General features: G+C 73.5%; 11 protein-coding genes and 1 tRNA gene. 1 reads left to right on the forward strand and 11 read right to left on the reverse strand.

What is annotated here, in order from left to right; genetic code table 11:
- Positions 1–96: 96 nt before the first annotated feature.
- The 10 genes from ACWGJO_RS12100 to ACWGJO_RS12145 all read right to left on the reverse strand — a co-directional run bounded on the left by ACWGJO_RS12100 (position 97) and on the right by ACWGJO_RS12145 (position 9,618).
- Entirely contained in the window at positions 97–1,716 is a 1,620-nt protein-coding gene (locus ACWGJO_RS12100) for a DUF2079 domain-containing protein (RefSeq protein ID WP_452183341.1), read from the reverse strand.
- Between the two features lie 42 nt (positions 1,717–1,758).
- Entirely contained in the window at positions 1,759–2,961 is a 1,203-nt protein-coding gene (locus ACWGJO_RS12105; RefSeq protein WP_452183342.1) for a glycosyltransferase 87 family protein, read from the reverse strand.
- Between the two features lie 350 nt (positions 2,962–3,311).
- Positions 3,312–3,385, reverse strand: a tRNA-Ala gene (locus tag ACWGJO_RS12110).
- 80 nt (positions 3,386–3,465) lie between these two features.
- Positions 3,466–4,467: a divisome protein SepX/GlpR gene (gene sepX / locus ACWGJO_RS12115; protein WP_452183343.1), complete on the reverse strand. Its 1,002-nt coding sequence runs from the start codon at positions 4,465–4,467 to the stop codon at positions 3,466–3,468.
- A 150-nt stretch (positions 4,468–4,617) separates the two neighbouring features.
- Entirely contained in the window at positions 4,618–5,244 is a 627-nt protein-coding gene (locus ACWGJO_RS12120) for a GNAT family N-acetyltransferase (RefSeq protein ID WP_401055538.1), read from the reverse strand.
- A complete protein-coding gene (locus ACWGJO_RS12125) occupies positions 5,241–5,774 on the reverse strand; it encodes a MogA/MoaB family molybdenum cofactor biosynthesis protein (protein WP_401055535.1) in 534 nt (177 codons plus the stop codon). The genes ACWGJO_RS12120 and ACWGJO_RS12125 overlap by 4 nt, the downstream gene beginning before the upstream one ends.
- Positions 5,771–6,211 (reverse strand): cyclic pyranopterin monophosphate synthase MoaC, encoded by a 441-nt coding sequence (gene moaC / locus ACWGJO_RS12130; RefSeq protein WP_380635337.1) that lies wholly within the window; start codon positions 6,209–6,211, stop codon positions 5,771–5,773. Before moaC ends, ACWGJO_RS12125 begins: the two co-directional genes overlap by 4 nt.
- 127 nt (positions 6,212–6,338) lie before the next feature.
- Entirely contained in the window at positions 6,339–7,676 is a 1,338-nt protein-coding gene (gene glp, locus ACWGJO_RS12135) for a molybdotransferase-like divisome protein Glp (protein ID WP_452183344.1), read from the reverse strand.
- 34 nt (positions 7,677–7,710) lie between these two features.
- Positions 7,711–8,631 (reverse strand): UTP--glucose-1-phosphate uridylyltransferase GalU, encoded by a 921-nt coding sequence (gene galU, locus ACWGJO_RS12140; protein WP_359899794.1) that lies wholly within the window; start codon positions 8,629–8,631, stop codon positions 7,711–7,713.
- Between the two features lie 51 nt (positions 8,632–8,682).
- A complete protein-coding gene (locus ACWGJO_RS12145) occupies positions 8,683–9,618 on the reverse strand; it encodes a GGDEF domain-containing protein (RefSeq protein ID WP_452183345.1) in 936 nt (311 codons plus the stop codon).
- Between the two features lie 63 nt (positions 9,619–9,681).
- Between ACWGJO_RS12145 and ACWGJO_RS12150 the strand changes: the two genes are divergently transcribed.
- Complete coding sequence (locus tag ACWGJO_RS12150; protein WP_452183346.1) at positions 9,682–10,272, forward strand: 5-formyltetrahydrofolate cyclo-ligase; 591 nt, start codon at positions 9,682–9,684, stop codon at positions 10,270–10,272.
- A 123-nt stretch (positions 10,273–10,395) separates the two neighbouring features.
- Here the strand turns inward: ACWGJO_RS12150 and ACWGJO_RS12155 are convergent, their stop codons facing one another.
- Positions 10,396–13,116 (reverse strand): penicillin acylase family protein, encoded by a 2,721-nt coding sequence (locus tag ACWGJO_RS12155; protein ID WP_452183347.1) that lies wholly within the window; start codon positions 13,114–13,116, stop codon positions 10,396–10,398.
- Between the last annotated feature and the right edge of the window lie 156 nt (positions 13,117–13,272).

Consider the following 13,272-nt stretch of genomic DNA (forward strand, 5'->3'; position numbering starts at 1 on the left):
GCCAACACCCCCGGCCACCCCCCCCCCCGGGGCCCCCCCGGGGGCCCGCCGGAAGGCGGACCCGGCCGGCCCCGCGGCGTGTGCGGGTGGCGGCTGTCAGCCGCGGAAGAGGTTGTGCCCCACGTCGGACGGGACCTCGTCCTGGACCGGCTCGCTGCCCGGCCCCGGCACGTGCTCGCCGGGGATCGGCTCGTCGCCCTCCCGGTGCAGCAGCACCACCCCGTCCTCGGCCCACAGCTGCCGGTAGCCGTGCGCCAGCAGCAGCCGGATCCGCTCGGCCTGCTCCTTGTCCGTCTTGAACGGGAAGGACCGCTTGTCGCCCCGGGTGAGCACGTACTCGCGCCCGCGCGGCGTGCCGTCGACCAGCACCACGTCCGCCCGGGCGGTCAGCCGCGGCGCGATCTGGTTGTCCGCCTCGACGGATGCCCCGTCCGGGATCAGCGCGGCCGCCCGCACCAGCGCCGCCTCGCTCGTCTTCGGCGCCCAGGACGACGGTACGGCCAGCGGCAGCAGGCCGATCGGCACCGCGGCGACCAGCGCGATCCCGGCCGCGCCGAGGCCGAGCCGACGGGCCCGCCGCACGCTCCGCTCCGGCCGCCCGGCGGCGCTCAGCCGGCCCAGCACCTCGATCGCGGCGGTGAGCAGGATCGGCCACAGCAGCGAGTCGTAGTGCCGGGCGATCGACCAGTGGTTGGGGTTGCTCGACAGGATCCGCTCGGCCAGCAGCGGCAGCGCGCACAGCACGGTGGCCGAGCGCAGCGGCAGCAGCAGCGTGGTGCCGAACAGCCACAGCAGCAACAGCGGCTTGAGCGGCTGGTCGAAGGCGGCCTGCACCAGCAGGAACGGGTCGTGCAGCAGGTTGCGCAGCGCGTCCCCGCCGTCCGTGCCGAGCGAGCCGTAGTTCCAGTAGTAGCCCGGCTGCCCGCCCATCACCGGGATCAGCCAGGTGATGGCGACGGCCGAGGCGACCGGCCCGCCCAGCAGCAGCCCCAGGCCGGTGAAGCGGCCCGCCCGGTCCTCCGTACGGCGGGTGCGCAGCAGCAGCACCAGTCCGTACGCCCCGACCATCAGGCCGAGGTCCTCCTTGGTGCAGCACAGCAGTACGGCGGCGAGCACCACCGTGCCGTACCGGCGGGCCAGCCCGCGCTCCAGCATCAGCAGGGTCAGTGGCACCGCGAAGGCGACCTCGTGGAAGCCCACCCGGGCGGCGACCAGCAGCGGCCAGCCGAGGCCGTAGGCGAGGCCGGCCAGGTCGGCGGCCCGGCGGGCGGTGCGCGGCTCGGCGGCGGCGAAGGCGTACCCGGCGATCCGCCGGATCAGCGGCACCCCGGCCGCGAACAGCAGCGACTGCCCGATGATCAGCGAGCGCGGGTCGTCCCAGATCCAGTACAGCGGGGCGAGCAGTGCCAGCACCGGCGAGAAGTGGTCGCCGAGCAGCGAGAAGCCGGGCGGGAACTCGTGGTGGAAGCTCTTCAGCGTCGAGACGGGCAGCCCGAAGTGGGCGTAGCCGCGCACGCCCTGGTCGAAGATGCCGAGGTCGAAGCCGCCGAGCGACACGGACGTCCAGCCCTGCAGGCCGATGGCGCAGGTCACCGCGAAGCAGAGCGCGGTGAGCAGCAGGGTGCGCCGGGCCGGGCCGAGCAGGACGGCCTCGGCCAGCCGGCGGGCGGCGGGCACGGCGGCGGCCGGCGGCGGGGGTGCGGTCTGGGTGGTCACGTCGGGTCCGATCCGTCCGGTCTGGGTCCGTGGGTCCGGCCGTCAGGTCCGGTTCGTCAGTGCGGGATCGCGGTCCAGCCTGGCGGCCAGCAGGGCCCGGACCCCTCCGCCGGTGGCCTCCACGGCCTGCCGCCGGGCACGGTAAAGCCGCACGCCCAGCACGACCAGGACGGCGATCGCGATCGGCGGGTAGATCGAGCCGGGCAGCTGCCAGTACCAGGCGACCCCGCGGCCCCAGCGGTGCGGCACCGTCCACATGACGTGCGAGAGGAAGACCAGCAGGGTCAGGCCGAACAGCACCCTCCGGGCCGTGGTCCTGGCCTCCACGGCCAGCAGGGCGAGGAGCGGGATGCACCAGACCCAGTGGTGGGTCCAGCTGATCGGTGAGACCAGCAGAGCCGTGAGCGCGGCGCAGACCGCGCCCCAGGCGTCGGCCCGGCGCAGCACCCGCGCGGAGCGCCCGGCCAGCACCGCCACGCCGAGCCCGAAGGTGGCGACCAGCGCCGAGGCGATCAGCCCGACCAGGCCCGGGTCGTTGACGTCCAGCAGCCGGCAGACGGCGCCGCGCAGCGACTGGTTGTCCACCAGGACGGTCACGCCGACCCGGCTCGGGTCCCAGAGGTAGGTGGTCCAGAACCCGTACGAGGCGTCGGGCAGCACGGCCCAGCCGATCAGGCCCGCCGCCAGGAAGGTGCCGGCCGAGACCAGGGCGGCCCGGACCCGGCCGGTCAGGAACAGGTAGACGGCGAACAGGCCCGGGGTGATCTTGATGGCGGTGGCCAGGCCGATGCCCACGCCCTTGAGGCGATGGCTGTCCGGGCGGGTCAGGTCCCACAGGACCAGGCAGAGGATGCCGAGGTTGACCTGCCCGTACTGGAAGGTGGTGAAGACCGGCTCCAGCCAGACGCCCAGGCCGGTCGCCAGGATCACCACGGCCGCCCGGTGCTGCTTCGGCCAGCCGGCCAGTTTGAGCGACAGGTGCACGGCCGCGGCGAGCAGCGCGTAGTTGAGGAGCATCACCAGGACGCGCAGGGTGCTCACGTCGAACCAGGTGCTCGGCACGAAGAGCATCGCCGCGAACGGCGGGTAGGTGGCCGGCAGGTCCCAGCCGGGCAGCCGCATCGCGTAGAGGTCCTCGCCGCGGACGACGGCCTGGCCCTCGGCCCGGTAGACCAGCATGTCGACCATGGTGGCCCCGTGGCCGTGCCGGAACCAGGCGAACACCGCCAGTGACACCGCTGCCACGCAGACCGCCGGGAGGGTCCAGGAATTCGGTCTTCCGGTTTCCGCTGCGCCTCCGGACTCCTCCGAACCCGACCGTCGCACCCACCGCTTCAGACCGAACTCGCGCACCGCGATGGCACCCCGTTGAGATAGACCAGATCGTTCCCTCGTCAGCGTCTGGGCCCACCCACCATAACCGACCCCTCTGAGCCCCAAACCGCGTCAGAAACGGGCCCGGAAGGGTGATGTGATCTCCCCCACAGCGAACCCCGGGTGGCGGCGGCCCCGAACCCGGAGCCCAAAACGCGAAATCCCGCCGGGAGTTGCCTCCCGGCGGGATTTCGTCGACCGGCCTGAGCCGGTCTGTTGGGTGGAGCTGAGGGGATTCGAACCCCTGACCCCCTCGATGCGAACGAGGTGCGCTACCGGACTGCGCCACAGCCCCAACGAGAAGAAACTCTAGCACCTTTCGGAGGGGGTCCGTGACCACCCCCGGGTCACGGTGCCGGCCGGGGGTGGTCCGGGCTATTCGTTGGCCGCGCGCGGGCGCGACTCGGGGGCGTGCGGCTCGGCGTACTGGTCGAACAGCGGGGTCTTGCGGGACTCGGCGGGGCGCCCGGCGGTCCAGGTGCCGGGAGCCGACAGGTCGAGGCCTCGGGAGACCCGGGGGGCGACCGGGGCGGTCACGTAGGTGGGCAGCGGGACGGGCACCGGCTCCCAGGAGTCCGGGCCGGCCGCTCCGCGCTCGCGCATGCCGTCGACCCACTCCTCGTGCTCGGTCGCCTCGGCCACCGCGGAGGCGGAGGACACCGAGACGGTGACCTGCTCCGGGTCGGCCGCCAGCCGCAGGTGCGGTCGGCGCGCGGCCCGCCCTCCGGCGGACGCGGCCGGGGCGGGCTCCGCGGCGGCGGGGGCCTCGGCCGGGGCGGCGCCGGGCGCCGCGGCCTCGGCGCGCTGCTGCTCGCGCTTGCGCAGCCGCTCGGCCGCCTGGGCGGCCCGGACCCGGTCGAGCTTCACCTCGTACCGCTGGCGCTCCAGCTTGCGCAGGTGGCCGATGTACACGGTGAGGAGGACCGCCGGGACCGCCGGGACCCAGAGGAAGGCCAGTCCGGCCACCGCGGCGACCACCGCGCCGAGCGCGAAGGAGAAGAAGAGGGCGGTGACCATCCGGCGCCGGCGGGCCAGCAGCCGCGCCCGGCGTTCGGTGCCGGCCCGCGGCTCGGGGACCGGCCGTTCGGCCGGGTGCCGCACCGGGGGTTCGGGCTCCCGCGCGGGGTCGCCGGAGGAGGTCCCGTCCCGTTCGGGAGGACCGTCGTCGCTCTGTTCGCCGTCACGTGGTTCGTCGCCCAGGGACCGGGCCGCCCGCCGTTCCAGCCCCGAACGCCCGGCCAGCAGGCGGATGGCGGTGCTGAAGCGTTCCGTCGGGCGCGCCTCGTTGAGTTCGTCCTGCCTGCGGAGCCACATCGGCACCAGATAGGCGGCCCAGGCCCCTACGATGACGGCGTAGATAAGGCCGCTACTGCTCACGATTCACACCGTACGGGCGCCGGGGAAGGCCTGGCAGCAATTTGGCGCGGCGTGTCGTGTGATCAAGCTGATTCTCCGACTATTTTGCCGCTATTTGTGGGGGTCCGGTGTCCCTTCGATGCCATATCGATATTTCTTTCGAACATGTATTCAATTACTGCGCTCGCGCCCGGAACTGAGCGCCCGCCAGCGCTCCAGCATCCCCTCCGGGACCTCCTCGTCGGTCAGCGCGTAGACGAGGTGGTCGCGCCAGTCGCCGTCGATGTGGAGATAGCGCGGCCGGATTCCCTCCGAGCGGAAGCCGAGCTTTTCCACCACGCGCCGGCTCGGGCCGTTCTCCGGGCGGATGCAGACCTCGATCCGGTGCAGCCCGAGCGTGCGGAAGCAGTGGTTCACCGAGAGCGCCACGGCGGTCGGGATGATGCCTCGGCCGGCCACGCCCTCGTCCACCCAGTACCCGATGTTCGCCGAGCACATCGAGCCCCAGGTGATCCCGCCGACGGTCAACTGGCCGACCAGACGGCCCTTGTGGAGCACGACGAAGGGCAGCATCCGGCCGGCCGAGGCCTCGCCGCGCAGGAAGCGGACCATCTGGCGGTACGTCGGCCGGGGGCCGCTCACCCGACCCGCCGGGCCGGGCGGCACGGTGGCCTCCCAGCGGCGCAGCCAGTCCCGGTTGCGGCGGCTCACCTCCTGCCACTCGCGCTGGTCGCGCGCCCGGATGGGGCGCAGCACGACGTCCCCCTCGTGGAGTTCTACCGGCCAGCCGGCGTTCAGTGGGTTCTCCCGGTCGCTGGGGCGTCGGGCCGGGGGTGGTCCCCGCCGCCGAGCTGGTCGACGGCGTGGGCGAGCAGCGGCTCCAGGACGGCCAGGCCGTCCCTGACGCCGCCGGTCGAGCCCGGCAGGTTGACGATCAGGGTACGTCCGGCGAGCCCGGCGAGCCCGCGGGAGAGCGCCGAGGTAGGCACCTTCTCCCGGCCGTACGCACGGATGGCCTCGGCGATGCCGGGGACCACCCGGTCGATCACCCGGGCGGTCATCTCGGGGGTGAGGTCCATCGGCGAGATGCCGGTGCCGCCGGTGGTCAGCACCACGTCGTAACCGGCCGCGACGGCCTCGCGCAGCACGGCCTCCACCGGCTCGCCGTCCGGGACGACCCGGGGGCCGTCGGCGGTGAAGCCCATCGCGGTCAGGCCGGCCACCAGCAGCGGGCCGCCCCGGTCCGCGTAGACCCCGGCCGAGGCCCGGTTGGACACCGTGACGGCCAGCGCCCTCCCGGCGGGCACCGCGCCGGCCGGCGCCGTCACGCGTCCACCTCCGGCGCGAACCAGTCGCCGCTCTTGCCGCCCGTCTTGCTCAGCACCCGGACGGACTCGATCGTGGCACCCTTGTCCACCGCCTTGACCATGTCGACGACGGTCAGCCCGGCCACCGCGACGGCGGTCAGCGCCTCCATCTCGACGCCGGTGCGGTCGGCGGTCCGCACGGTGGCGGTGATCTCGACCGCGTCGTCCGCGACGGCGAGGTCGACCTTGACGCCGGAGACCGCGATCGGGTGGCAGAGCGGGATCAGGTCCGGGGTCTTCTTGGCGCCCATGATCCCGGCGATCCGGGCCACCGCGAGGGCGTCGCCCTTGGGCACGCCCTCGCCGCGCAGCAGCTCGACCACCTGCGGGGAGACCCGCACCCGGCCGGCCGCCACCGCGGTGCGCGCGGTGGTGGCCTTCTCGGAGACGTCGACCATCCGGGCGGCGCCCTGGTCGTCGACGTGGGTGAGGCGGTCGCCGGGGGGAGGTGTCGTCACGGGGAACTCCAGGGGCGCGCAGGTCGAATACCGCGCTACCGTACCGTTCCCCGGTCCGGGGAGCCGATCAGGAGTCCAGCAACACCACGTCCACCGCGCTGCCGGCCGGCAGCGCGGTGGTGTCCTCGGGAACGGTGATCAGGCAGTTCGCCCGGGCCAGCGCGCCGACCAGGTGCGACCCGGCGCCGCCCACCGGCTCCACCGTGCCGTCCGCCGCCGAGTAGCGGCCGCGCAGGAACTGCCGGCGGCCGGCCGGGGAGCGCAGCGCCGCCGGGCAGAGCGCGCGGACGACCGGGCGGTGCACCTGCGCGGCACCGAGCATGGTGCGGATGACCGGACGGACGAAGAGCTCGAAGGAGATGTAGGCGCTCACCGGGTTGCCGGGCAGGGCGAGCAGCGGCACCCCGGCCGCGCCGCCGATCCGGCCGAAGCCCTGCGGCTTGCCCGGCTGCATCCGCAGGCGCCGGAAGTCGACGCCCCCGTAGGACTCGAAGACCTCCTTGACCACGTCGTACGCGCCGACGCTGACCCCGCCGCTGGTGACGATCAGGTCGGCCCGGCCGAGCTGGTCCTCCAGGACGGCGCGCAGCCGCTCGGCCTCGTCCGGGACGGCGCCGACCCGGTAGGCGATGGCGCCGGCCTCCTGGGCGGCCGCGGTGAGGGTGAAGCTGTTGGAGTCGGCGATCTGCCCGGGGCCGACCGGCTCGCCGGGCTGGACCAGCTCGCTGCCGGTGGACAGCACCACGACCCGGGGCCGCGGGCGGACCTTCACGGTGGGCCGGCCGATCGCGGCGAGCAGGCCGAGCTGGGCGGGACCGAGCCGGGTGCCGGCCTCCAGCACCCGGGTGCCGGCCGTGACGTCGCTGCCGCGGCGGCGGATGTGCGCACCCTCGGCGACCGGGCGCAGGACCCGGACCTCCTCGTCCGGGACCGGCGCGGTCATCGCGGCGGCGGCCACCCCGGTGCCGGTGCCGCCGTCGGTCCATTCGACCGGGGCGACGGCCCGGGCGCCGGGCGGCAGCGGGGCTCCGGTCATGATCCGGGCGGCCTGGCCGGGACCGACCCTGGGCAGCTCGCCGGCGCCGGCCGCGATGTCGCCGACCACCGAGAGCACCGACGGGTAGGTGTCGGTGGCGCCCTCGGTGTCGGCGGTGCGCACCGCGTAACCGTCCATCGAGCTGTTGTCGAAGGGCGGCAGGTCGCCGTCGGCGATCACGTCCTCGTCGAGCCGGCAGCCCTGGGCTTCGAGCAGCTGGAGCTCGATCACGGGCAGCGGGCCGACCGCGGCCAGCACGTCGGCGAGGTGCTCGTCCACCGTCCAGAGGCGGGGGGCCGCCGGGGCCGGGTCCGCTCCGGCGTCGCAGCAGGCGCTGGGCGTGGTGCTGGGCTCGGTGGACCCGGTCATCGGCGGCTCGCTCTCTGTCGTGGTCGGCCCTGCGTCAGGCCTGCATCTCGGAGCCGACGAACTCCCGCAGCCAGGAGCGGAACTCCGGGCCCAGGTCCTCGCGTTCGGCGGCCAGACGGACGATAGCGCGCAGGTAGTCGGCGCGGTCGCCGGTGTCGTAGCGACGGCCCTTGAAGAGCACGCCGTGCACCTGGCCGCCGTCCGCGGCCTCGCGGTTGGTCAGCTCGCGCAGCGCGTCGGTCAGCTGGATCTCGCCGCCGCGGCCGGGCGGGGTCTCCCGCAGCACGTCGAAGACCAGCGGGTCGAGGACGTAGCGGCCGATCACGGCGTAGGCGGACGGGGCCTCGCCGGGCTCCGGCTTCTCGACCAGGTCGGTCACCTGGAAGACGTCCTCGCCGAAGCCGTTCGCCTTGACGGCGGCGCAGCCGTAGAGGTGGATCTGGGAGGGGTCGACCTCCATCAGGGCGACGACCGAGCCGCCGAGCTGCTGCTGCACCTCGATCATCCGGGAGAGCAGCGGGTCGCGCGGGTCGATCAGGTCGTCGCCGAGCAGGACGGCGAAGGGCTGGCCGGCGACGTGCTGCTCGGCGACCGAGACGGCGTGGCCGAGGCCCTTCGGGTCGCCCTGGCGGACGTAGTGCATGTTGGCCAGCTCGACGGACTCGCGGACCCGGGCCAGGCGCTGCTCGTCGCCCTTGCGGACCAGCAGCTCCTCCAGCTCGTAGGCGCGGTCGAAGTGGTCCTCCAGGGCGCGCTTGTTGCGGCCGGTGACCATCAGTATGTCGGACAGGCCCGCGGCGGAGGCCTCCTCCACGACGTACTGGATCGCCGGCTTGTCGACGACCGGGAGCATCTCCTTCGGGGTGGCCTTGGTCGCCGGGAGGAAGCGGGTGCCCAGTCCGGCCGCGGGTACCACGGCCTTGGTTACCGGAACTCGGGAGTTGGTCGTCGTCATGCGTTTACCTTACTCAGGCACGTTTTCGCCCCGGCCGATCACCGGCGGCGGCTAGGACAGCACGTCGCGGGGCCCGGCCACAGTGGCTGGCGTATGGGTCGCGACCGGCTGGGCGAGGGGGTCCCGGCCGACACAGGCCGACAGACTACCCGCCTTTCCCGAACGGTCACGTTCGGCATCCGGTCCGTGATCGGACGGGCAACCGGCCTGCTCGGAGCGGTCGGTTCGGGGGCCATCGGTTCCCGGGTGGTCGGGTTCCCCTGGCTGCCGGGACGAGAGCCGCCAGCAGTCGCCGCCGGCCGCCCGGGCCGCGGCGAGCGCCGCGTCGGCGGCGCGCAGCAGGACGGCCGCGTGGGTGCCGTCCTCGGGCAGCACGGCGATGCCGGCGGCGGCGGTCAGGCCGTTGCCGGCGGCGGGGCGGGACTCGCGCGGGCCGGAGGACCAGTCCAGCAGCAGGTGCCGGCGGACCGACCAGACCAGCCGCTCGGCGACCTGCGCGGCGCCCTCGGCCCCGGTGTCCGGCAGCACCACCAGGAACTCCTCGCCGCCGTAGCGGCCGAGGGTGTCGGCCCGGCGGATCTCCATCGCGAGCCGCTGGGCGAGGTCGCGCAGCACCGCGCCCGCCCGGCCCCGGCCGTGCTCGGCGACGACCGCGTCGAAGCCGGTGATGGCCAGCATCAGCACGGCGAGCGGGCGCGGGCCGTCGGCCTGCTCGGTGTGCTCGGCGCGGCGGGCCCGTTCGATCTCCCGGTCCAGGGTGAGCTGGAGGTGGCGGTAGTTCCACACACCGGTGAGCGGGTCGCAGGAGGCGGTGCGCTCCAGCTCGGCGCAGCGCTCCTCCAGCTCGGCGATCCGCCCGCGCAGCCGCTGGGCCCCGGCGGCGGCCCCGGCCCGCTCCCGCCGTCCGCGCAGTCCGAGGGCGGTGGCGCCGGCCAGTGCGGGGACGCTCAGTGCGGCCAGGGCCTGGACCAGCAGCGGGGTGGTCAATGGGGGGTGCCCTTTCGCGTGTCAGGCTCTGCGCGTCGACGGTGCGCAGGCCAGGAGGATCGGATGAACGAGGATCGGATGCCCAACGAGAAGAGCGGCCTCAGGACACGGCTGTTGACGCAACGGCGCGAACTGGCCGCCGAGGAGCGCGCGGCGGCCGCCGGCGCGCTGGCCGCGCACGCCGGGGAGCTGGCCGCCGCGGGCGCCACGGTGGCCGCCTACGTCTCGGTGGGCGCCGAACCCGGGACGCGGCCGCTGCTGGACGCGCTGCGGGCGCGCGGGGTGCGGGTGCTGCTGCCGGTGCTGCTGGAAGACAACGACCTGGACTGGGCCGAGTACGCGGGGCCCGACGCGCTGGCCCCGGCCGGACGCGGGCTGCTGGAGCCGGTCGGCCCGCGGCTCGGGCCGCAGGCGGTGACCGGGGCCGCGGTGGTGCTGCTGCCGGGCCTGGCGGTGGACCGCTCCGGGCTGCGGCTGGGCCGGGGCGGCGGCAGCTACGACCGGGTGCTGGCCCGGCTGGCGCGGGCGGGCGCGCGGCCGGTGCTGGCGGTGCTGCTGTACGAGCACGAGCTGCTGGAGCGGGTGCCGGCCAAGCCGCACGACCGGCCGGTGGACCTGGCGGTGCTGCCCTCGGGGGTGCGCAGGCTGGGGTGAGGACGTCGGCGGCGGTCGCGTTCCCCCGCGGGAACGGCTGTGGCGGGAACAGGGAGGCGGGAACGGCGGAGGCCCCGCTCCCTCGGGGGGAACGGGGCCGCCGGTGGCCGGGCTGTCCGGGCGTCAGCCGGTGGTGAGCACCAGCTTGTGCTTGGTGGCCTTCTCGACCGCGTCCGGCGAGTAGGACCAGGTCAGCAGCTTGCCCTTGAGCCAGAGGTCGGTCTGGTCGTTGTAGTTGTCGTGGAAGGCGTGGCCGGAGGCGCCGCCGACGTTGATCCAGCGCGAGGAGTCGAGGTCGTTCAGGTCGACCACCATGCGCATCGACGGGATCCAGTCCACCTGGTAACCGGCCGCCGCGTTCCAGCCGGCCGCGTCGACCGCCGCCGAGCCGCCGGAGAGCCGGTACGGGCCGCGGTTGAGCAGCTTGTGCACCGCGCCGGAGGCGATCGAGGAGTTGTCGGTGCCGAGGGTCTGCTCGCGCAGCTCCAGCTTGTGCAGGCGACCCCAGCTCCAGGTGGAGACGTCCTTGCTGAGCAGCGAGGTCAGCTCCTGGCGGGCGTTCTTCATCGCCTCCTGGAGCAGGTTGTTCAGGCCCTTCTGCTCCTTGTGCTGGTCGTCGATGTACGTCCACCACGAGCTGTCGGGCTTCTCCAGCTGCTGGCGGACCACCTCGGTCCAGCGGTCGCCGCCGTCCGGCTGGGCCTTGCCCGGCTCGCGGGTGCCGCACTCGGTGACGATCTTGGTGGAGCTGTCCGGCTTGGTCGGGTCGTCCTGCTGGCGGACCAGCAGGCAGTTGTCCTTGGCCCGCAGGTCGGCCGGGAACTTCTGACCGAAGGCCAGGATCAGCAGCTGGCGCCAGACGCCGTTGTAGTAGGCGGCGGCGGCCGAGTCGGCGTCCTGGTGGAAGTTCCAGTCCTTCAGCAGGTCCTGGGCCTCGCGCACGTACGGGTCGCTGATCGGCTGCTTGAGCAGCAGCGGGACGAGCGTCTTGGCCATCACGCTGGTGTTGTCCAGCTGGAGGGTCTGCATGTCGTCCGGGGAGATCTTGCCGTTGTTCTTGAGCAGGCCCTCGATCTGGTCGGTGATCTCCTTGGCGCGGGTGCCGTACTCCCAGTCCTTGGTCAGGTTGTACTTGTAGCTCGGGTCCACCACGGCCTGGTTGGCGGTGACGATGTAGCCGGCCGAGGGGTTGAGGCTCCAGGGCAGCGCGGTGAAGGGGATCGGGTCCTTCCACTGGTACGCGGAGTCCCAGCCCGGCGAGGGGAGGGTGCCGTCGCCCTTGCCGCGGACCGGGATGCTGCCCGGGGCCTGGTAGCCGATGTTCTTGGCGTCGGCGTAGATCAGGTTCTGCGCGGGGACGGTGAAGTCCTTGGCGGCGGCGCGGAACTCGTCCCAGTTCTTCGCCTTGTCCAGTTCGAAGACGGCGTCCATGGTCTTGCCGGGGCTGAGCGCCGTCCACTGGAGGGCGACGCCGTAGCCGCTGGTGCCGCGGTCCGGGGCGGACTGGCCGTTGGGGGCGTACTTGCCGACGTTCTGCTGCTCGCTGCTCTGGTCGGAGATCAGCGGGGCGCCGGTCTGGGTGGTGCGGACGGTGATGGTGCGGTCCTCCCCGCCGGCGACCTTGATGGTCTCCTTGCGGAGGTCGAACTTCACGTCCTTGCCGTCCACCTGGTAGGTCTCCGGGCCGGTGACCTTCTCCAGGTAGAGGTCGGTGACGTCGGCGCCGAGGTTGGTGAAGCCCCAGGCGATGTCCTTGTTGTGTCCGATGATCACGCCGGGCATGCCCGCGAAGGTGAAGCCGGAGACGTCGAACTGGCAGGCCGGGGAGGCGGTCCGGCAGTGCAGGCCCATCTGGTACCAGACCGAGGGCAGGCCGGGGCCGAGGTGCGGGTCGTTGGCCAGCAGCGGCTTGCCGGTGGTGGTGTGCGAGCCCGCGACCACCCAGGAGTTGGAGCCGATGCCCTGGCCGGGGCGGCCGAGCAGCTGCGGCATCGAGTCGATCCGGTCGGTCAGGCCCTGCAGCATCGCCTTGGTGGTCGCCGCGCCCTGGGCGGTGGCGGCCGTTCCGGCGGCCGTCCCGGACTGCGGGGAGCCGTCGGCGGGGCGGTAGTTGTCGCCGGTCACGGCGCCGGTCTTCACGATGGTGCCGTTGCGGGCGTACGGATAGTCCGGGTACAGCTCGGCGATCTTGTCGGGGCCGAAGTCCTGGGCCAGCAGCGAGCGGTCGATCTCCTCCTGGAGGTTCCCGGAGAGGTTCCAGGCCATCGCCTTGAGCCAGGCCACCGAGTCGACCGGGGACCACTGCTCGGGCCGGTAGCCGCCGTTGACGACGCCGAGCAGGCCGTACTCCAGCGAGGCCTTCGCGCCGCCGGGGTGCTCGGCGAGCCACGCGTTCACGCCGTCCGAGTAGGCCTGGAGGCGCTTCTTGGTCTCCGGCGACAGCTTGGTGTCGAACTCCTTCTGCGCCACCTGCCGCCAGCCCATGGTGCGGATGAACGCGTCGGTGTCGACCTGGCCGTCGCCGAACATCTCGGAGAGCCGGCCGGCCGTGATGTGCCGGCGGACGTCCATCTCCCAGAAGCGGTCCTGCGCCTGGACGTAGCCCTGGGCGCGGAAAAGGTCCTCGTCGGTGTCGGCGTACAGCTGCGGGATGCCGTTGGCGTCCCGCTTGACGTCGACGGGCGCGCTCAGGCCCGACACCTTGACGCTGCCGTCGACCTCCGGGAAGGAGGCGCGGACCGCGGAGACCCCGCGGTAGCCGCCGTAGCCGGTGCCGGCCACCAGCAGCACGACCAGCACGATCACGATCAGACGGGCGCGCCGGAACTTCTTCGAGCGGGGCATCTGGGTCCTTGCGGTCCTGACTTCGGGGCGGGCGGGCGTGTCCAGGGCCTGCGGCCGTGACAGGGCACCACATTAGGCCGAGTCGACCGGGCACCGTGAACGGGGGACCAAGCTAAAGATATGGCAAAATGTTAGACTGCGTAACGATCCGCAAGA

The organism is Kitasatospora sp. NPDC054795, assembly GCF_053611565.1.